This is a genomic window from Pseudoalteromonas shioyasakiensis (assembly GCF_001550135.1).
GTDB lineage: Bacteria > Pseudomonadota > Gammaproteobacteria > Enterobacterales > Alteromonadaceae > Pseudoalteromonas > Pseudoalteromonas shioyasakiensis.
This window is the reverse complement of record NZ_LRUE01000015.1, coordinates 53,396-72,862: the sequence shown is the minus strand read 5'-3', so window position 1 is coordinate 72,862 and position 19,467 is coordinate 53,396. Positions and strand designations below refer to the sequence as shown.

Sequence of the window (19,467 nt, the reverse complement as noted above, 5' to 3'; positions counted from 1 at the left end):
TTAGAGCTTAAGGTAAACTATTGAACCGTTGCTTTTAGGCCGCGGCGTTTTAATAACGCTGACGTGTCTGGCTCTTGACCACGGAATGCTTTGAACGATTCCATAAGGTCACGTGAGTTACCCACTTCTAAAATTTCTTTACGGTATTTTTCACCCATTTCGCGAGTTAAACCACCTTGCTCTTGAACATATGCAAAGGCGTCTGCCGCTAAGATTTCACTCCACATATAAGCGTAGTAACCCGCTGAGTAACCGCCGCCCATTGAGTGTGAGAAGAAGGCTGACTTATAACGTGGTGGTACAAATGGTACATCAACACCATGTTTAGCAAGCGCTTGTTGCTCAAACTTTTCAATGTCTTGTAATGGTGCATCAGCAGAAAGTGAATGCCACTCCATATCAAGTAATGCAGCTGCAACGTACTCTAGGGTATCAAAACCTTGGTTGAAGCTACGTGATTGAATTACTTTTTTCAGTAGCTCATCAGGAATCGGCTCGCCAGTTTTATGGTGTTTTGCATAGTTAGCGATAACTTCAGGGTACATGGCCCAATCTTCCTCAAATGTTGATGGGAACTCAACGAAGTCGCGTGATACTGAGGTGCCAGATAGAGTCGGGTACTTCACGTTTGAGAACATGCCGTGTAAGCCATGACCCAGCTCGTGGAAAATTGTTGTTGCTTCATCGTAGCTGATAAGCGTAGGTTCGCCATTCGCGCCTTTTTGAATGTTCATAACGTTTACGACAACTGGCTTTTGTTCTTTAAGGCCAGATTGTTTAACGAATGAGCTCATCCATGCACCGCCACGTTTGCCTTCACGAGCGAAGTAGTCAGCAAAGAAAATGGCTAAGCTCTTTCCATTTTCATCAAATAACTCATAGGCTTTTACATCAGGGTGGTAAACCGGAATATCATTACGTGGTTTAAAGGTGATGCCGTATAAACGGTTCATGGTGAAGAATACGCCGTCTTCTAAAACGCGGTTGAACTCGAAATATTCTTTCACTGCATTTTCGTCAAGGTTGTATTTATCTTTACGCACTTGCTCTGCGTAGAATAACCAATCCCATGGCTGTAATTTAAATTGTTCACCTGACTCATCAATCTTAGCTTGAATAGCCGCCGCTTCAGCGTTGACGTTCTGCATTAATGCAGGGATCATACTCGCAAACATATCAAATACAGCTTGTGGTTTTTTCGCCATTTGTGACTCTAAACCAAAATCAGCCCAGCTGTCGTAACCTAATAGTTTCGCTTTTTGAGCACGTAACTGAGCAAGTTCTGCCACGATATCACGGTTACTATTTTCGCCCGATAATGCACGCTCAGCCGATGCACGCCATACTTTTTCACGTAAATCACGGTTTTTCAGTGTTGCCAGAATAGGCTGACGCGTGGTGTTTGTGATCTTAATTAGGTATTTACCAGGGTGACCTGCCTCTGCAGCGGCATTGGCAAGCTGCTCAATTTGACCTGCTGGTAAGCCCTCAAGCTCTGCTTTGTCATCCACTAAAACAACATTTGTTTTAGTAAGCGCTAATAAGTTTTGTGAGAACTGGGTTGTTAAGCTCGAGTGCTTTGTATTGATATCACGAATTTGTTGTTTTTGCTCTGCACTTAATTTTGCACCAGCACGCACAAAACGTTTGTAGTAAACGTCTAATAAACGCTTTTCTTCAGCAGTTAAGGCAAGGCTGTCAGCTTCGCTGTGAATAGCCGCTACTTTCTCAAAAAGTGCTTTATTTAAGAAAATGTTGTCGCTATGAGCCGCTAGTTTTGGCGCTAACTCTTTTTGTAATTCACGACGTGCCGGGTTTGAATCCGTACCCGCTAAGTTATAAAAAATACTGCGTGTGCGTGTTAATAGCTCACCACTTTTCTCGAGCGCAACAATCGTATTGGCAAAATCAGGCTTTGCTGGATTGTTGATAATAGCTTGCACTTCAGCCATTTGCTCAGACATGCCTTTATTAAATGCCGGCATGAAATGTTCATCTTTAATCGCACTGAAATCAGGCGTTTCGTATTGTAATACGCTTTTCACAAACAGTGGGTTAGCTTGCTCATTTGCAGCAACAGGGGCTGATTGCTCTGATTTAGGCGTTGATGTTGTTGTTTGCGGTTCTGAACAGGCTGTAAGTAACAGCGCAGAACTGATCGCGGTTGCGATTAGGTGTTTCATAGTTTTTCTCTCGTCATTTTTAAAATTAAATTGTGTCGATATAACCTTGCACATACGTTTTATAAGCTCTTGATTTGCATAGCGGTTAAAACGGATTACAAAAAGATGCTAAAAAAGCACTTATATGAGGCAGGTATCACCATGTGATCAATGAGCCCAGCATACTGTGTCTTATTACAATTGACCTCATACGTTGCGATAAGGTGATTATTGGCTGCGATAAGCCGTTAAAATTCTCTAAGATCGGAAAGCCACTTATAACTTTACAGCTTAAATAGCCCGACCCAATTGATCTTTTTGACTCATAACAGTGTCCAAATAAAAACTTTGTGGTATGTTATATTGTAACAATTCAGTCTGCAATCAATCTTGCCATGGAGTGCATTTTTTTACGATAAGTTGCAAATGTTGCTGAATAAGCAAGGAGTCATATGGCTATTATAATTAAACATGCCTGCGTTGTTAATGAAGGACAGCGCGAAATAAACGATGTACGAATTGTTGGTAATCGAATCGCTGAAATTGCCAAAGATATCAGTGCCAAGGCCAATGATGAGGTAATTGATGCAAGCGGTTTGTTGCTATTACCTGGCATGATCGACGATCAAGTTCACTTTAGAGAGCCAGGCCTTACCCACAAAGGCACGATCGCCAGTGAATCCGCCGCCGCAGTTGCAGGTGGTATTACAAGCTTTATGGAAATGCCCAATGTTTCACCATCGACTACCACAGCAAAAGCACTTGCAGATAAATACGCGATAGCAGCGCAAACGAGCGCTGCGAATTATGCGTTTTACTTTGGCGCAACCCCAGACAACCTCGATGAAATAAAGGCTCTTGATGCCAAAAGTGTATGTGGTGTTAAAGTGTTTATGGGGGCATCAACAGGCGATTTACTGGTTGAGCACCCTCATGCCCTTGAAGCCATTTTTCGGGAAAGCCCAGTACTCATTGCCACCCATTGTGAGCAAGGCGAAGTTATTCAGCAAAATCACCGCCGTTTAGCAAAGCGCTATGGTGAGTTACGTATCGAACATCACCCGTTAATTCGTGATGAGTTGGCGTGTTATGCATCTTCATCGTATGCCGTATCGCTGGCAAAACGCTATGGCTCGCAGCTGCATGTTTTACACCTAACAACAGCAAAAGAGCTAGAACTATTTAGTAACGCACCCATAGAGCAAAAGCACATAACTGCCGAAGCTTGCGTGCATCATTTGTGGTTTAATCAAGATGATTACGCAAGCTATGGCAATCAAATTAAATGTAACCCCGCCATAAAATCAGAGCAAGACCGCCAAGCGCTACTCGCAGCAGTGCGCGATGGTCGCATTGATATTATTGCCACCGATCATGCCCCTCATACTTGGCAAGAAAAGCAGCAACAATACAGCGCTGCCCCTGCTGGGCTCCCATTAGTCGAGCATGCATTACTGTCGTTACTTGAGCAGGTAAAACGTCGTGCGTTGAGCCTTGAGCAAGTCGTTGAAAAAACAGCGCATAACGTGGCAAAGCGATTTGCTATCGAAGAGCGGGGGTTTATCAGAGAAGGTTATTTTGCTGATTTAGTCCTGGTTGACCCAAATGCAGAAAAGCACGTTGAGCATACAAACACGCATTACTTATGCCAATGGACGCCATTTAATGGCACCACTTTTTCACACCGAATAACACATACCTTTGTAAATGGCGAGTGTGTCTTTGATGGGCAACAAGTGACCCCGCACAAACAGGCCGCTAAGGTCTTAACATTCAATCGTTAAAAGAAGTCGATATGCAATTACCCGATATTACCTCGCACTCTAATGTAGATTTTCAGTCACCTTTAAAATGGGTCGGCATGGAGAAAATAGCATTGCCTTTGAAGCTTGCACAAACTCATGTTGATGTGCACTTGAATACCAAAGCTGATGTGTTCGTTAGCCTTGATAGTGATGCTAAAGGTATTCATATGTCGCGTCTTTATTTACTACTTAATCAGCTACTGGCTAAACAAAGTTTAACGACTCAGCGTGTTAACGAGTTTATGCAGGCTGTTTTAGCATCACAAAAAGGCTTAAGTAAAGGCGCAAAACTGGTGCTGCATTTTGATTTACCACAGCTAAAACCAGCGCTACTTAGCGACAATGCAGGTTACAATGCTTACCCTGTCGTTTTAACTATTACAAAGCAGCAATCACTTACCATTAACTTAAAAGTCGATATTGCCTACAGTAGCACGTGCCCGTGTTCAGCGGCATTATCGAGGCAGCTTTTGAGCGAGGCAGTCGATAAGCAATTTAGTGATGAGCATATAGATAAAGCCTCTTTACTCAATTGGCTTGCAAGTGAACAGGGCTCAATTGCAACTCCCCATAGCCAGCGCTCTTATGCTTATATTGATGTCACTTTTAGTAGTGAAAAGCTACCTGATATTAGCGGCTTTATCACATTATGTGAGCAAGCCATAGGCACCCCAGTACAAACCGCCGTAAAGCGTGAAGATGAACAAGCATTTGCTGCCCTTAACGCAAAAAACTTACTGTTTTGCGAAGATGCAGCAAGGCGATTGAAGCAGTGCTTCGAAACCATGCCGAGCATTGCTGATTACCAATTTAAGGTTGAACACCAAGAAAGCTTACATGGCCACAATGCCGTGGTTTATGAGTCTAAATATTAGGTTCATGAACCTAAAATGGTTTACAAATTTTGACATTAGCGGTCGCAAAATATTGCTATTCATTTTCACAATGATAATGATACGAGCGCTAAAAATGATAAACATAATAATATAAAGGACGACTATGCGTTTTAAATTTATTGCTGCTGCAGTGGGTCTCGCTGTAGCAAATGTTGCTGTTGCCGACGAAGGCATGTGGCAACCTCACCAGCTACCAGAGCTTGAATCAGTGTTAAAAGCGAAAGGCTTGAGCATTGATGTAGAGTCAATTTCAAAATTAACAGAGTTTCCGATGAACGCGGTAATTAGCCTTGGTGGCTGTACAGCTTCGTTTGTTTCACCAAAAGGCTTAGTTGTCACAAATCATCACTGTGCCTATGGTTCGATTCAATATAACTCGACTACCGAAAACAATATTTTAGAAAATGGCTTTTTAGCTAAAACAACGGGCGAAGAAGTCCCAGCTGCGCCGGGTTCTCGTGTTTTTGTAACAGAGCAAGTAACCGACGTTACAGATAAAGTAAATAAAGGGACTGAAAAGTTAACCGGTAAAGCACGTTTTGATGCAATTCAAGCAAATGAGAAAGCACTTGTTAGTGAGTGTGAGCAAGACGAGAGCTACCGCTGTAATGTGTATACTTTCCACGGTGGTCTTGAGTATTACCTTATTAAATCGCTAGAAATTAAAGATGTACGTTTAGCGTATGCACCTGCTATGGGCGTAGGTAAATACGGCGGTGATATCGACAACTGGATGTGGCCGCGCCACACGGGTGATTTCTCGTTCTATCGCGCCTATGTTGGCAAAGATGGCAAGCCAGCTGAATATTCAGAAGATAACGTGCCGTACCAAAGTGATGCGTTTTTAAAAGTAAGCGCTAAAGGTGTTCAAGAAGGCGATTTTGTGATGGTTACCGGTTATCCGGGCAGCACAAACCGTTACCGTATTTCGCCTGAAGTTGATTACGTGTTTAACACAGCTTACCCATTAGCGCGTAAATATAACTCTAAATATGTCTCGTTAATTGAAGAAAATGCGCCTGAAGGTTCAGAGGCACGTATCGCTTATGAAAGCACGATTGCGGGTTACAACAACTATATTAAAAACTATGGCTCAATGATTGAGAGTTTCAATAAAGGGTCAATGTATAGCCGTAAGCAACAATTCGAAAAAGATCTCACTGCGTGGATCAACGAAGATAGTAAGCGCAAAGCTAAATACGGACATGTACTTGCTGATTTATCTGCGCTAGTTGCTCAGTCGCAAGAGCATAACCAGCGCGACCGTATGTTAGGGTATGTACACCGCTCACAAATGATCTCAACTGCTCGACGTTTATACCGTTTAGCTTACGAAAAACAAAAGCCAGATGCTGAGCGCGAAAGCGGTTATCAAGAACGTGATATGCCACGTATCGAGTCTCGTTTAAAAAGCATGAGCCGTCGTTATGATGAAACCGTAGATAAAGCTATTTTACTGTACTTTATTGAGCAATATGCTGCATTACCTAAAGACGAGCGAGTTGCAGAGGTTGATAAAGCACTGGGTCTAACAAACGGTTTTGATAAACAAAAACAGCAAGCCTTGCTTGATGATATGTATGCTAAATCGGTTCTTGCAGATGAAAGTAAACGTTTATGGATGACAGAACTTGACCTTGCTCAGTTAAAGCAAAGTAGCGATCCATTCATTCAGTATGCGCATGCAATCTTTGCAGTCACAAAAGATATTGAAGATGCGAAAAAAGAACTGGCTGGTAAACAGCAAGCTGCTCGCCCTGCACTAATGGAAGCAATCATCGCTTATAACAAGGCACTTAATAAGCCAGTTTATGCTGATGCTAACAGCACCCTGCGTGTAACTTACGGTACGGTAGGCGGCTATTCACCGCAAGATGGCTTAGTGGCAACCCCCTTTACATCTTTAGAAGGACTACTTGCTAAAAACACCGGTGTTGAACCATTCAATTCACCAGAGAAACAAAACGAGTTAATTAAGCAAAAGCTTTATGGTGATTACACCGGCGGTATGAATACGGTTCCGGTTAACTTTTTATCGAATGTAGATACCACAGGCGGTAACTCAGGTTCACCAACGCTAAACGGTAATGCTGAGCTCGTTGGTTTGTTATTTGATGGTGTTTACGAAAGCATTATTGGTGATTGGGATTACGATGAAAACTTAAATCGCTCAATTCACGTTGATTCACGATACATGTTGTGGGTAATGGATAAAGTTGATAATGCTCAAAACCTACTTAAAGAGATGACTATCGTTAAGTAATCTAAGTTAAACGCTAATTTAAGCATTAAAATGCCAGTCTAACAGACTGGCATTTTTGTTTTTTATAAAAATAAAAGTACTGAATTTCATAAGGTTGAAAAATATTTATAAAAATTAATTTTTCTTAAGTTTTATTTAAGTTTCGCTCGATAAATTTTACACATAACCTAAGTGGAGCGAACAATTATGCTTTCAGTTCAACAATCACATCAAACTCAAGTTCAAGAGCCTGCCTTTGTTTGCACTCGTGAAGGAGGCCAATTTCGTGACCGCCTTGAGCGTAATATTAAGCAAGGTTTTGCTGCAGCCTATGACGCGAAAATTTCGCAGTTCATGCCGCTTCTTTGTGAGCTTAATGTTGATGATGAAGTATGTACGTTAGGCCTTCGCTCTGCATCACAACCTTTGTTTATTGAACAATACCTCCCTGCGTCTATTGAGCACTTTGTTGGTGCCAAGCGTGAGCACATTTTTGAGCTAGGTAATTTATGCTCAACGCACCGAAAAGCCACCTTGGCACATTTTGTTTTAATGAACGAAGCACTCTATCAAGCAGGAGCAAATTATTTAGTGTTTTGTGCAACCCGCAAAGTGAGAGCGCTATTAAAAATGCTGGGTGTCAATTGCAAAGAAATCGGTGTTGCAAATGCGCAAGCACTTCAAGATCCAGCAAGCTGGGGTAGCTATTACGACAATCAACCAACCATCTGTGTGGTTGACCTAAACGAAGCTCATCAGCGTGTATTAAATACCCCCGTTTTATTCAATATCAAACAGCAGTGTTTACAGTCATCGCTTGAGCTTGCTGTATTTTTGGAGGCGTTATGAGTTGGTTAACACAGTTACCACATAAAGATAGCGATACCTTAATGGTTTGCCACAAAAACGATGGTGTGCGCTCACTAACTAAACAAGAATTTACTGAACAAGTGACTCGCTTGCTACCTACCTTGGCAGAATTTGATGCCCAAGGTGTGGCTTATCAATTAGATAACACACCTGCTTGGTGTGTATTAGAAGCTGCGCTTAGCGAGCTTAAAAGAGTGGCTATTCCGCTACCAACGTTTTTTACTGCTCAGCAAATTGCGTTTGGTTTACAAAACAGTGGGGCAGGTTTATTTGTTTGTGACCGTGCTTACGAAGGCGAGCATGCTAAATTAGTGGCGTTAGTAGATGTATGTAAGCATTACCCTTTATATGTTTACCAATTGAGTAATACACAGCCTGTGCCATATTTTGCAAACACGCAAAAGATTACCTTTACGTCTGGCTCAACGGGCACACCAAAAGGCGTGTGTTTATCGCTTGAAAGCCAATTGCAGGTGGCAACATCACTTTATCAAAGCATTGGTTTAGAAAAACCAAACCATTTATGTTTACTGCCGCTACCTGTTTTGCTTGAGAATTTAGCCGGTGTGTATGCGCCGCTATTAGCGGGTGGCACGGTTAACTTAGTGCCTTTAGCTGAACTTGGTTTTTCAGGTGCACAGCTACTTGAACCACATAAATTAATAGCCGCAATTGAACGTACTGAGCCAAACACCCTTATTTTAGTGCCTGAGCTACTGACTTGTTTAGTGGCTTTTGCAAAGCAAGGCTGGCAAGCACCTAAAAGCTTAAAGTTTATTGCAGTAGGTGGCGCAGTTGTAAGCCAAGCGCTTATTAAGCAAGCTCGTGAGCTCGGTTTGCCGGTTTATCAAGGTTATGGTTTATCTGAATCTTCATCGGTGGTGAGTTTAAACACTCGCGATGATGATGACATTGACACCGCAGGGCGAGTACTTAAGCACATTCAATACAAAATTGAAAATGGCCAGCTTTATATCAAAGGCTCATTGTTTTTGGGGTATTTAGGTCAAGCAGCACAAGATGCTGATGACTGGTATGCAACTGGCGATCTCGTTACTGAGCAAGCAGGTCGCTTGGTTATTCAGGGCCGCTTGAAAAATCAGCTGATCACCAGCTTTGGGCGCAATATCAGTGCCGAGTGGCCAGAGTCGTTATTGCTTAGCCACAGCCAAGTACAACAAGCAGTGGTGATTGGCGAAGGTCAGGCATTTTTAGCCGCGCTTATCTATGCAAACCAAGCGATGAATGACGCTGAACTTGCCGCCCATATTACGGCACAAAACGCGCAACTACCCGAATACGCACAGATCAGAAAGTGGCATCGAATGACAGAGCCTATGAGCCACACGCAAGGTTTATTAACCAGCAATAATCGCCCTAAACGCGATGTTATTAATCAATTTTTTGCTAAAGAAATTTCAGCACTTTACCAAGAGGCGACCAGCATGAGTCAATTTTTCAATACATTACAAGCCGAAACACAGAAAGAACGTGACTACCTATTAGCTGCGCCGATTATTGGACGCGTTTTTAAAGGTGAAGTAAGCCTAAGTGAATATGCATCGTTCTTAACGCAAGCTTATCACCATGTTAAGCACACAGTACCACTGCTGATGGCAGTTGGTGCAAAGCTGAGCGATAAACAAGAGTGGCTGCGCGAAGCTGTTGCAGAATACATCGAAGAAGAGTTAGGCCACCAAGAATGGGTGCTAAACGATATTGCAGCCTGTGGTTTTGATAAAGAGCAAGTGCGTCATTCTCGTCCACAGTTTTCGACCGAGTTAATGGTGTCGTACGCCTACGATGCAATTAATCGCGGTAACCCATTGGCATTCTTTGGCATGGTTCATGTGCTCGAAGGTACCTCGATTGCATTAGCCGATAATGCAGCAGGGCAAATCCGTGAGGTCGTAGGTTTACCTAAAAAGGCGTTTACCTACCTTACTTCGCACGGTGCACTGGATATTGAGCATGTGAAGTTTTTCGAAAACCTCATGAACAAAATTGATAACGAGGACGACCAGCAAGCCATCATTCACGCCGCAAAATGTTTTTATAAATTGTACGGCAATATTTTCCGTGACCTCGATTCAGAACCTTTCTTTAGCGAGGCTGACTTGGAGCAAAGCGCATGAGTAGCCCAGTTTGTGTGCTAACCGGTGCAACAGGGGGCATTGGCCGTGCTATTGCCCTTCGCCTTGCAAAAGAAGGTTGGCGTTTATTACTCGTTGGTCGAAATGTGAAGCAACTTGCTGCACTGCAATTGGAATGTGGCAATGATGCTGAGTATTTTCAGGCCGACCTTAGTAACAGTGAATCTCGCGATGACCTAGCTAAGTTTGCTCAGCAAATTGGCGGGGCAACGTTACTAATCAATAACGCAGGCGTTAATGTAATGCAGGGGTTTAGTGAAATTAGCGAACAGCAAATTGATCATCTGTTAAATATTAACCTACATGTGCCTATTAAATTGTGTCAGCTGTTTTTACCACAAGTGACCCGCAATAAAGGCACGATTGTCAATATTGGTTCATCGTTTGGCAGCATTGGTTATCCGTATCAAACCTTGTACTGCGCAAGCAAGTTTGGCCTAAGAGGGATGACCGAAGCCCTTGCCAGAGAGCTCAGCCACAGCGATGTGAAAGTATTGTATTTAGCGCCTCGTGCCACCGATACCGCGATTAATTCGCCGCAAGTACGCGCGATGAACAAAGAGCTGGGTAACACCATGGATCCGCCAGAAAAAGTGGCTGATGCATTAATAGATTTAATTAAATCAAAAAAACGTCGTCGTTTTATTGGTTTTCCAGAAACATTATTTGCCCGTATTAACGGCGCATTTCCATCACTCGTTGATAACGCAATAGCAAAACAACTTCCTAAAATTAAAAGTTTTTTTGCCAACTAAATTGATCAAGGTGAATGATTATGACTAAACTAAATTTAAAAGCCCTAATGATGTTAGGTGTTATCATGGCTGCGCCTGCAAAAGCCGACTTTAATAGCGATTTAAGTTCGGTGCAAAAGCAGTGGGCAGTGGTTAATTACGAATTAGTTGACGATGCACAGTTAGATGCATTCGAAAAGTTAGCGAGCGAAACCGCAGAGTTTAGCAAAGCCAACGACCAGCAAGCAGCCAGCCATATTTGGTACGGTATTGTGTTATCGAGCTATGCAGGTGCAAAAGGGGGCTTAGGCGCGCTAGGTCTTGCAAAAGATGCGAAAGCACAATTTGAAAAAGCGCTAAGCCTAGATCCAAAAGCGCTTGATGGCTCGGCATACACAAGCCTTGCAACCTTATACGGTAAAGTACCAGGTTGGCCTATTGGTTTTGGTGATGACGATGAAGCGAAAAAACTGTTTAAGCAAGCGCTTGAGCTAAACCCGCGTGGTATCGATAGCAACTATTTATATGCGTCATTCCTATATGACGAGCGCAAGTATAAATCAGCTAGAGAGTTTTTATTGGTTGCACAGCAAGCGCCAGCGCGCCCTGAAAGACCCAAAGCAGATCTTTACCGCCAACAAGAAATTACTAAACTATTGGCTAAGGTAGAGAAAAAAATAAAGAGATAAGCTATGCATTTATTGCTCGTTGAAGACGACCATTTAGTGGCAGAAGGCCTGTGTCGTTCTTTACGTCAACAAGGATACAGTGTTGAACATAGTTCGACCGTTAAGTCAGCGATGCAATGGCTGCAAAATGATGAAATTGAGCTGGTAGTCCTTGATTTAGGACTACCAGACGGTGATGGTATCGACATTTTAAAACACATCAAAAAGCATCGTAAAAACCTGCCCGTGGTGATTTTAACTGCTCGGGGCAGTATTGATGATAAAGTCATGGGGCTTGATTTAGGTGCTGATGACTACCTAGCAAAGCCCTTTGATCCCGCTGAGCTGTTTGCCCGTCTTCGGGTTGCCAGCAGGCGTGTGACCCAAGCACAAACCAGCACTTTAAAAGTTGGTGATGTTGAAATGGACACCGCCGCTTTTACCGTAAGATTTCAAGGTGAGCCAGTAAACTTGCCGCGCAAAGAGTTTATGCTCCTTAAAGCCTTGCTAGAAAACCAAGGTCGCGTGCAATCAAAACAGCAGTTAGAAAGTAAACTGTACGAATGGGGCGAAGAGGTGGGGTCTAATACCATCGAAGTACACATTCATCACTTGCGTAAAAAATTCCCAAAAGAGTTTATTAAAACCTTGCGCGGCATTGGTTATGTGGTAGGTAAACGCTAGTGTCAATTCGTAAAAGGCTGACTCTACTTATATTGTCTATGGTGATCTTAACCTGCTTTTTGGCATTTACTAAAGGTTACCGTGAAAGTATGAATCAGGCTGAAGCACTGCTCGATAACGAGCTGGTAACGCTGGCACATGTGTTAATCGAGCAGCCACTCAGTAAAGAAACCCCAGCTTTTACCAGTGATTTACCGCAGTTATTGTTTCAAGTTTGGGTTGATGATAGCTTGGCCTCAAGCTCAAAATCATTGCAGCAAAATCTTAGTAATCAAAGTCAGTGGCAAACCGGGTTTAGTGTTGAGAACTTGGCTGGGCAACGAGTCAAAGTGTATCGCTTAAGCGAAGGCAATAAGCGGGTGCTTATTGCAGAGCCTTTGAGCAAACGTGTGGCGCTAACCGAAACTGTGATTTTGTCGGCCATGACGCCGCTGTTATGGAGTGTGCCTATCCTTGCTCTCCTTATTAGTGTGTTTGTAAAACAAGGGCTTGCGCCACTAACTCGGTTATCAAATCAACTCAAACATCGTCAAGCAAATGACTTTACAGCTATTCCTTGGCAAACCCCAGAGCAAGAAATAAAACCCGTAATTAGCCGCTTAAATGATCTATTCAAACGGGTTGAAAGTGCCTATTTACGAGAGCGCTTTTTTGCCTCTGATGCGGCCCACGAACTGCGTACTCCGCTCAGTAGTTTAAAAATCAATGTGCATAATTTAGTGGCTCAAGGTGTTGAGAGTGTTGAGCTTGATGCGATGGAAAAAGGCGTTGATAAGCTGAGCAATATCGTTGAACAAATGCTGATTTTGGGGCGTACCTATCCAGAGCAATGGCAAGCGCAATTTAGCCCCGTGTCGGTGTTAGAAATTAGCCAGCAGGTTGCCTCACAACTTTATGATCGTATTGACGAAAAAGAGCACACAATTAGCATTGATGGCGATGATTTTATCATCGCCGGTGATGAATTCACCTTAGTTACTTTGTTTGGCAATTTACTGAGTAACGCCATAAAATATACCCCAGCTGCGGGAGAGATTTGTATTACTCTGAAAACCGAAAACAATCGTTTTATCTGGCAAATAGATGACTCGGGCCCCGGTATTGATGAAGCTCAAAAACAGCGCATTTTTAACCGTTTTTACCGTGTGGGTGGCGATAAACATCCCTCTGGTGAACAAGGAGCCGGGCTTGGTATGGCCATTGTTGAACACATAGTGTCGATTTATAACGCTGATATTGCTTTAGCTGACAGTCACCTTGGTGGCTTGCGGGTGAGTGTCTCTTTTATGCAAGGAGATGTCAGTGAATAAATGGATTTTGGCAATTTCTATGTTGTTACTATATATGTCGTCTTGGCTTGCCTATGCCAAAGAGTACAAGCTGATTTTAAAAGATCACTTGTTTTACCCCGCTGAAATAAAAGTACCTGCTAATAAAAAACTGCGGCTTTTGATCGAAAACCAAGATGACACGCCAGAAGAGTTCGATAGCTTTGACTTAAACCGCGAAAAAGTGCTCTACCCAGGTCGCACGAGCGTCATTTATATTGGGCCGCTCAGCCCTGGGCGTTATGACTTTTTTGGTGAATTTTCGCCTAATACAGCCAGAGGAACTGTCGTGGCTACGGAGGTGAATGATGCTGATAACTAGTTTATTAATGAGCATTAATCAGCTTTTGCCTGTGGTGATTTTAGCCGTGCTTTTGAGTTTAATTGTGCCTTTAAGTCAGCGCCAACTGAGTATTTATGCAGTGATTGGTACGCTACTAAGCTTAGTGTTTGTGCAAGGCGCTGCTTGGCTGAGTCAGTTATTTGATCACAGAGGCTTAGAGTTTATTCAAATGCTACTGTGTATTGTCATCTTTATCGCTGCATTAATTAGCTTTCAGCAACGAAGCATAGCGGCTGCGCTGGCCTTGATTGCAACCATGACGTTGTATTTAAGCCATTATATGATTTATTTAGTCAGTTTTTGGCACAGTAAAGATACTGCTGAGCCATTGATACTGGGTACATCTTTAGGTGTGGGCATTTGTATTAGCTTTGGCGTTTTGTTGTTCTTTTTGCTTGAGAGTATTGCTAAGCGTGTAGGCGAGCAGCCATTGGTTGTGTTGCTTGCCTTAAATGCAACAGCAAAGCTATTGATATTTATTGATTTAGCAAGTCAGATCGATTTACTCGATGTGACCTCAAATTATTTAGATTGGCGTGGGTTTTTAATTGAAAACTCAGAGCTTGGGCGCGTATTAAAAGCCTTAGTAGGTTACGAAGCTACGCCAAGCAAAACCGCGCTATGGGTGTATATCATTGCTACGTTGGGGTTTATCGCTTTAGCCAACGTTTTAAAAATTAAAAAGACCAAGGAGCCAGTATGCGGTTCTTAATAGTTAGTTTAAGTTGCTTGTTTTTATTAAGTATTAGCCAAGTTGCTCAGGCTGATGGCATGGTAGTTGATAAAGTGTACCACCCTTATGTATTGCCTTTTGAGCGCGAAGTTGAGTGGCGTTTGGTGTCTAGGCAAACTGATAGCGGTAATGTGCTTGCACAGCGTGCAGGCTTTGGCGGCGCAATTAACGACACCATGAGCCTTGAGGGCTACTTAGTTGGCGAGCGCGATGATAACGGTGACTTTGGTTTATCTTCGTATGAAGTAGAATTACGTTGGCAATTGGTCGAGCAAGGTCGTTTGTGGGCCGATTGGGGAGCATTATTTGAGCTTGAAAAACAGCATACACTCGATGCATACGAAGCAACGACCGGCTTTTTATGGGAAAAAGAGTTTGGCCGTACAAGCCTGACTATGAACGCATTTTTAGTGTATGAATGGGGCGCTGATATTGAAAACGAGTGGGAAAGCGAGTTTCGCTTACAATACCGTTATCGCTATCGTTCGGCCTTTCAACCATCGATAGAAATCTATGCGGGAGAGGACTTTTTTGGGGTTGGTCCAGGCTTTATTGGGCTACACAGATTTAGCCCTAAACGCCAGTTAAAATGGGAAGCGGGTTTTATTAGTGAGCTTAGTCAATCGGGCAAGGATCACAGCTTTCGTTTAGCACTTGAGTTTGAGTTTTAAGGATTGTTTTAGTTACTTTAATGTAGCTCAAGTGCCCAGTTTATATAGCCTAAGCAAACGATAGTATTTGACATATTCTGGCAACTCTATATAGTGAGCGGTAGCTAAAAAGCGTGTAATTAATAAATCTTTATTTCGTTGTTGTATAAGTAATACTTGTAGTACCGTCCTGAAGTTTTTAAGTTCCATCTGATTTTTTGCTACACCCGCCCACTACGGGCAATATTTAATTTTTTATATCAGGAATATGACTATGTCTAACGTTGTTGCAGGTACAGTTAAGTGGTTTAACGAATCTAAAGGTTTTGGTTTCATCGAGCAAGAAAATGGTCCAGACGTTTTCGCTCACTTCAGCGCTATCCAATCTGAAGGTTTCAAAACTTTAGCTGAAGGCCAACGTGTAGAGTTCACTCTATCACAAGGTCAAAAAGGCCCTCAAGCGGACAACATCAAGCCGCTATAATTTTACTGAAAAGTAAAGTTGAGAAGAAGCAAGCTACGGCTTGCTTTTTTTATGCCTAAAAATTGACTGAGCTAGTGAATATTTCTATATTTAATGCAGCTATGTCATTAGAGTGTATTAATTATCTTAAAATATTTGTTGTTAGCATGCCTAAGCTTTGCACCTGTAGTATTGGCAAAAGATAGTGTCACCATCTACACCGAGCAATTTCCGCCGTATAACTTCTCAAATAAAGGGCATTTAGAAGGCATAAACCTCGAGTTTGTTAAAGCAATGTGTGTTGATGCAGACATTGAATGTCAATTCGAGCTCTTACCTTGGTCTCGGGCGTATCACTTAGCCCAGCAAAAGCCGCTGTCAGGTCTGGTCTCTACAGCACGTATTCCCGACCGTGAAGAGTTATTCAAGTGGATTGGTCCAATGGCTTCCTCTCGTAACTTTTTTTATCGCTTACAATCAAATGACCGTATTAATCCAATCGATTTATCGCAAGTAAAAGATCATAGCTTATGTGTTGTCAGAGATAGCATTTACGAAAAGTTTGTAGAAAGCATTGGCTTTGAAGGTGAAAAAAATCTTCTCAAAGTAAGCCACTATTACGAGTGCATTAATTTATTTTTCAAAAATAAAATAGAGCTCATTATTGGCTCGGAGCTGTCGTTTAATTACCAATTAATGCAGTATGGTCACCAAGGGCGAGAAGTGGTTAAGTTAGTTGAGTTGCCTCTTAATGGCACGGTAGGAAACTTTCTAGCCTTAAATAAGGCCTTACCCGAAGAGCTTGTAAGCCGATTACAGGCAAGTTATGACAAGCTCAGTAAACAAGGGTTATTAGAGACTTATATTGAGCAATACAAAGCGAATTAAGGTCGCTGCGCGAGCATCATCACTGCATTGTATCTTGGTGTCATAACCACCTCATTAAACGCAGCCTTTAAGGCATCGACATAACGTTGGTCGGTATTAATATTTGCGGCAAGATAGCCTTTCATGGTTAAAAAGTCGATTGCATGAGCAAAGCTGAAACGAGTTTCATCCAGTGCTAATTGCTCAGCCATGGCCGCAATATAGTTCTTATCATCAATAATTAAATCAACCTTGCCCGACATCAACAGCTGATACGATTTATTGATATCAGAGGTATATACCACTGTATAACCACGCTCTGTTAAACGCTGCGCCGCTAGGTCATGACGCTGAACCGCTATTTTATATTGCTTAGCTTGCTCGTTTTCAGTGATGTTTATATCGCTGCGAGAGCTCAACTTAACAAAGCCCATTTGGTAGGTTGCCACTTCACCAATCCAATGAAAGTGTTTTTCGCGCTCAGCGGTTTTCGCCATACTGTAAATAAAGATATTCGGTTTCTTCAGTGCCATATTGTAAGCACGGGCCCAAGGGTAAAGCTCTATATTCGCGTTCAAATTAGCTTTAGCAAAAATGGCTTTCACAAGCTTGGTGCTTTCACCGGCAACTTGGTTATTGATTAGAGTTTGATTAGGTGGCGACAGTTCAGTCACAACGGTTAGGGTCGGCTTACTCAGTGCTGGCCAACTAAAGAAAAGAATTAGTAAATAAAGTCGTAAATAGTTCATTTATGTACTTAAAAGGACTTAGTAATTAAATCTTAGCACATAAAACGATAAAAGGGCCTTGCGGCCCTTGGTGAAGTATCGTTCAAGTCAGATAGACCTTTAACCCCTTAAAGTCCTATCCTATTGTTTTGCAACTACGGCTCATCTCATTAAGTTTCTAAGCTAGCGAGAGGAAAAAACCTGCAATTGCTGCACTCATGAGGTTAGCCATAGATCCTGCTAACACTGCCCTGAGCCCTAAGCGTGCGATATCCTTTCGCCGACTAGGCGCCATACCGCCTAATCCACCTAGTAAAATTGCTATCGATGATAAGTTAGCAAACCCACATAACGCGAATGTGACAATCGCTTGTGTGTGCGCACTTAACGTATCGCGATAATTAATAAAGTCGAGGTAAGCAACGAATTCGTTAACTACAACCTTCTGACCTATAAAACTGCCTGCGATTACAGCTTCGTTCCACGGTACACCTAATAACCATGCAACTGGAGCGAATACGTAACCTAAAATTTCTTGTAGCGTTAATGTTGGATGATCAAACCAACCACCAATACCGCCTAATAACCCATTTAGAAGTGCAATAAGTGCTACGAAAGCAAGTAACATCGCACCTACGTTCAGTGCTAGTTGCATACCGTTTGCGGCACCTGATGCGGCTGCATCAATTACGTTAACCGGTTTTTCTTCTTGTACGTCTAAATCAGCTAAATCTTCTTTCGGTGTTTCGGTCTCTGGCACAATCATTTTTGCCATTAAGAAACCACCTGGTGCTGCCATAAAGCTGGCTGCAATTAAGTATTTAAGCTCTACACCAATTGTTACGTAACCTGCCATAACAGACCCGGCCACGGTAGCAAGACCACCTACCATTACCGCAAATAGCTCTGACTTAGTCATGCTGGCGATAAATGGTTTAACAATCAATGGTGCTTCTGTTTGGCCAACGAAAATATTGGCGGTTGCAGAAAGCGATTCAGGGCGCGAGGTTTTCAATAGCTTTTGTAAGCCACCGCCTAGAATCTTGATTATCCAATCCATCACCCCGATGTGATACAACACAGCTACGAGTGCTGAGAAGAACACGATAACGGGCAATACTTGAATCGCAAAAATAAACCCTAAAGTATCTTGCGATGCCAGTGAGCCAAATAAGAAGCTAATCCCGTCATTGGCATAACCAATAACTGATGAGACTCCTCGCGACATACTTGCCAGTACGTTTTTGCCCACTTCAAAGAACAAGACAAAGCCACCAATTAACACTTGAAGTAAAAAGGCGATGCCTACAGTTCTTAAATTAATTGCTTTACGGTTCGTAGAAGCCGCAAAAGCAATGCCTAGTAGCACAACAATGCCTACTAAGCTCATAAATGTTGTCATACTGACTGTTTCCCGTTGTTATTGTTGCAGTAAATATTTTATTTTACTTTTAATTATATCAATGGCAACGCGATTCATACCGCCGCGTGTGACTACGAGATCAGCTTTGTGCTTTGATGGCTCAATAAACTGATAAAACATAGGTCGCACTGTCGCTTGATATTGATCAACAACGGACTGTAATGTTCTGCCACGCTGCTCCATATCTCGTTGCATACGGCGCATAAGGCAGATATCTAACGGTGTATCAATGAACACCTTAATATCAAATTCTTTTCGAAGTGCCGGATCACTCAATAGCAAAATACCTTCAACGATAAGTACTTTTGCAGGTGCCACTCGACGCGTTTCATCGCTACGGGTATGCATTGCATAGTCATAAGTTGGTACGTCTACTGATTTTCCAGCGCGCAATTGAAGTAAGTGCTCATGCAAAAGCTCATGCTCGAAAGCATCAGGATGGTCGTAATTGGTTTGCGTTCGATGGTCAAACGGCAAATGCGACTGGTCTTTGTAATAAGCATCTTCTTCGATCACTGCGATCGCGCCCGGTTCAAGCTCATTGACTAATTCGTTATAAATTGTCTTGCTAAAAAGAGACTTGCCCGACGCAGATGCGCCAGCAATAGCTATAATTGTTCGTGTCACTAAAGTTCTCGCCCACACAGAAGGAAACATTGTTAGGTAGATCACAATAGCAAAAAAGACACGATTAATCTCTTTTGCTTCGCTTAGAGAT

General features: G+C 42.5%; 18 protein-coding genes and 1 pseudogene. 15 read left to right on the top strand and 4 right to left on the bottom strand.

Annotated features, from left to right (window positions below; all coding sequences use genetic code 11):
• Positions 1 to 17 precede the first annotated feature (17 nt).
• A complete protein-coding gene (locus tag PASHI_RS09555) occupies positions 18 to 2,183 on the bottom strand; it encodes a M3 family metallopeptidase (protein ID WP_062565417.1) in 2,166 nt (721 codons plus the stop codon).
• Between the two features lie 431 nt (positions 2,184 to 2,614).
• On the opposite strand from PASHI_RS09555, the gene PASHI_RS09550 reads away from it, so the two are divergent.
• The 15 genes and pseudogenes from PASHI_RS09550 to PASHI_RS09485 all read left to right on the top strand — a co-directional run bounded on the left by PASHI_RS09550 (position 2,615) and on the right by PASHI_RS09485 (position 16,619).
• Positions 2,615 to 3,946, top strand: coding sequence for a dihydroorotase (locus PASHI_RS09550; protein WP_062565416.1), 1,332 nt, complete (start codon positions 2,615 to 2,617; stop codon positions 3,944 to 3,946).
• A gap of 11 nt (positions 3,947 to 3,957) precedes the next feature.
• Entirely contained in the window at positions 3,958 to 4,842 is an 885-nt protein-coding gene (gene folE2, locus PASHI_RS09545; RefSeq protein WP_062565415.1) for a GTP cyclohydrolase FolE2, read from the top strand.
• A 124-nt stretch (positions 4,843 to 4,966) separates the two neighbouring features.
• Entirely contained in the window at positions 4,967 to 7,126 is a 2,160-nt protein-coding gene (locus PASHI_RS09540; protein WP_062565414.1) for a S46 family peptidase, read from the top strand.
• A gap of 186 nt (positions 7,127 to 7,312) precedes the next feature.
• Positions 7,313 to 7,954 (top strand): thermostable hemolysin, encoded by a 642-nt coding sequence (locus PASHI_RS09535; protein ID WP_062565413.1) that lies wholly within the window; start codon positions 7,313 to 7,315, stop codon positions 7,952 to 7,954.
• Positions 7,951 to 9,408: pseudogene (locus PASHI_RS09530) on the top strand (AMP-binding protein); the annotation flags it as partial. The gene PASHI_RS09535 and the pseudogene PASHI_RS09530, both read left to right, overlap by 4 nt.
• A gap of 12 nt (positions 9,409 to 9,420) precedes the next feature.
• Positions 9,421 to 10,110, top strand: coding sequence for an iron-containing redox enzyme family protein (locus tag PASHI_RS22150; protein ID WP_208855495.1), 690 nt, complete (start codon positions 9,421 to 9,423; stop codon positions 10,108 to 10,110).
• On the top strand, positions 10,107 to 10,883 hold the full coding sequence (locus PASHI_RS09525) for an SDR family oxidoreductase (RefSeq protein WP_054563176.1): 777 nt from the start codon (positions 10,107 to 10,109) through the stop codon (positions 10,881 to 10,883). The genes PASHI_RS22150 and PASHI_RS09525 overlap by 4 nt, the downstream gene beginning before the upstream one ends.
• 20 nt (positions 10,884 to 10,903) lie before the next feature.
• Positions 10,904 to 11,551: a tetratricopeptide repeat protein gene (locus PASHI_RS09520; RefSeq protein ID WP_062565412.1), complete on the top strand. Its 648-nt coding sequence runs from the start codon at positions 10,904 to 10,906 to the stop codon at positions 11,549 to 11,551.
• Between the two features lie 3 nt (positions 11,552 to 11,554).
• Positions 11,555 to 12,214: a response regulator transcription factor gene (locus tag PASHI_RS09515; protein WP_062565411.1), complete on the top strand. Its 660-nt coding sequence runs from the start codon at positions 11,555 to 11,557 to the stop codon at positions 12,212 to 12,214.
• Complete coding sequence (locus tag PASHI_RS09510; protein ID WP_062565410.1) at positions 12,214 to 13,524, top strand: ATP-binding protein; 1,311 nt, start codon at positions 12,214 to 12,216, stop codon at positions 13,522 to 13,524. Before PASHI_RS09515 ends, PASHI_RS09510 begins: the two co-directional genes overlap by 1 nt.
• A gap of 19 nt (positions 13,525 to 13,543) precedes the next feature.
• On the top strand, positions 13,544 to 13,864 hold the full coding sequence (locus tag PASHI_RS09505) for a cupredoxin domain-containing protein (RefSeq protein WP_082710931.1): 321 nt from the start codon (positions 13,544 to 13,546) through the stop codon (positions 13,862 to 13,864).
• Positions 13,848 to 14,597: an iron transporter gene (locus PASHI_RS09500; RefSeq protein ID WP_244269386.1), complete on the top strand. Its 750-nt coding sequence runs from the start codon at positions 13,848 to 13,850 to the stop codon at positions 14,595 to 14,597. Before PASHI_RS09505 ends, PASHI_RS09500 begins: the two co-directional genes overlap by 17 nt.
• Positions 14,585 to 15,289: a hypothetical protein gene (locus tag PASHI_RS09495; RefSeq protein ID WP_062565407.1), complete on the top strand. Its 705-nt coding sequence runs from the start codon at positions 14,585 to 14,587 to the stop codon at positions 15,287 to 15,289. Before PASHI_RS09500 ends, PASHI_RS09495 begins: the two co-directional genes overlap by 13 nt.
• 253 nt (positions 15,290 to 15,542) lie before the next feature.
• Complete coding sequence (locus PASHI_RS09490) at positions 15,543 to 15,752, top strand: cold-shock protein (RefSeq protein WP_062565406.1); 210 nt, start codon at positions 15,543 to 15,545, stop codon at positions 15,750 to 15,752.
• 171 nt (positions 15,753 to 15,923) lie between these two features.
• Positions 15,924 to 16,619 (top strand): substrate-binding periplasmic protein, encoded by a 696-nt coding sequence (locus PASHI_RS09485; RefSeq protein WP_082710930.1) that lies wholly within the window; start codon positions 15,924 to 15,926, stop codon positions 16,617 to 16,619.
• Here PASHI_RS09485 and PASHI_RS09480 read toward each other — a convergent pair.
• The 3 genes from PASHI_RS09480 to udk form a co-directional block, all read right to left on the bottom strand.
• Positions 16,616 to 17,347 (bottom strand): substrate-binding periplasmic protein, encoded by a 732-nt coding sequence (locus PASHI_RS09480; RefSeq protein WP_062565404.1) that lies wholly within the window; start codon positions 17,345 to 17,347, stop codon positions 16,616 to 16,618. The genes PASHI_RS09485 and PASHI_RS09480 overlap by 4 nt on opposite strands.
• Before the next feature lie 157 nt (positions 17,348 to 17,504).
• On the bottom strand, positions 17,505 to 18,728 hold the full coding sequence (locus tag PASHI_RS09475; protein WP_054563193.1) for a NupC/NupG family nucleoside CNT transporter: 1,224 nt from the start codon (positions 18,726 to 18,728) through the stop codon (positions 17,505 to 17,507).
• 18 nt (positions 18,729 to 18,746) lie between these two features.
• The gene (gene udk, locus PASHI_RS09470) at positions 18,747 to 19,376 is read right to left on the bottom strand and encodes a uridine kinase (RefSeq protein ID WP_054553619.1); all 630 of its coding nucleotides are present in this window, start codon (positions 19,374 to 19,376) and stop codon (positions 18,747 to 18,749) included.
• Positions 19,377 to 19,467: the final 91 nt, after the last annotated feature.

Bases quoted from the DNA above. Each gene is read 5' to 3' on its own strand.
- PASHI_RS09520 (WP_062565412.1), top strand. From the start codon at position 10,904: ATGACTAAACTAAATTTAAAAGCCCTAATGATGTTAGGTGTTATCATG.
- PASHI_RS09505 (WP_082710931.1), top strand. From the start codon at position 13,544: ATGTTGTTACTATATATGTCGTCTTGGCTTGCCTATGCCAAAGAGTAC.
- PASHI_RS09515 (WP_062565411.1), top strand. From the start codon at position 11,555: ATGCATTTATTGCTCGTTGAAGACGACCATTTAGTGGCAGAAGGCCTG.
- PASHI_RS09475 (WP_054563193.1), bottom strand. From the start codon at position 18,728: ATGACAACATTTATGAGCTTAGTAGGCATTGTTGTGCTACTAGGCATT.
- PASHI_RS22150 (WP_208855495.1), top strand. From the start codon at position 9,421: ATGAGTCAATTTTTCAATACATTACAAGCCGAAACACAGAAAGAACGT.
- PASHI_RS09480 (WP_062565404.1), bottom strand. From the start codon at position 17,347: ATGAACTATTTACGACTTTATTTACTAATTCTTTTCTTTAGTTGGCCA.
- PASHI_RS09540 (WP_062565414.1), top strand. From the start codon at position 4,967: ATGCGTTTTAAATTTATTGCTGCTGCAGTGGGTCTCGCTGTAGCAAAT.
- PASHI_RS09500 (WP_244269386.1), top strand. From the start codon at position 13,848: ATGATGCTGATAACTAGTTTATTAATGAGCATTAATCAGCTTTTGCCT.
- PASHI_RS09525 (WP_054563176.1), top strand. From the start codon at position 10,107: ATGAGTAGCCCAGTTTGTGTGCTAACCGGTGCAACAGGGGGCATTGGC.
- folE2 (WP_062565415.1), top strand. From the start codon at position 3,958: ATGCAATTACCCGATATTACCTCGCACTCTAATGTAGATTTTCAGTCA.
- PASHI_RS09550 (WP_062565416.1), top strand. From the start codon at position 2,615: ATGGCTATTATAATTAAACATGCCTGCGTTGTTAATGAAGGACAGCGC.
- PASHI_RS09490 (WP_062565406.1), top strand. From the start codon at position 15,543: ATGTCTAACGTTGTTGCAGGTACAGTTAAGTGGTTTAACGAATCTAAA.
- PASHI_RS09535 (WP_062565413.1), top strand. From the start codon at position 7,313: ATGCTTTCAGTTCAACAATCACATCAAACTCAAGTTCAAGAGCCTGCC.
- PASHI_RS09555 (WP_062565417.1), bottom strand. From the start codon at position 2,183: ATGAAACACCTAATCGCAACCGCGATCAGTTCTGCGCTGTTACTTACA.
- PASHI_RS09495 (WP_062565407.1), top strand. From the start codon at position 14,585: ATGCGGTTCTTAATAGTTAGTTTAAGTTGCTTGTTTTTATTAAGTATT.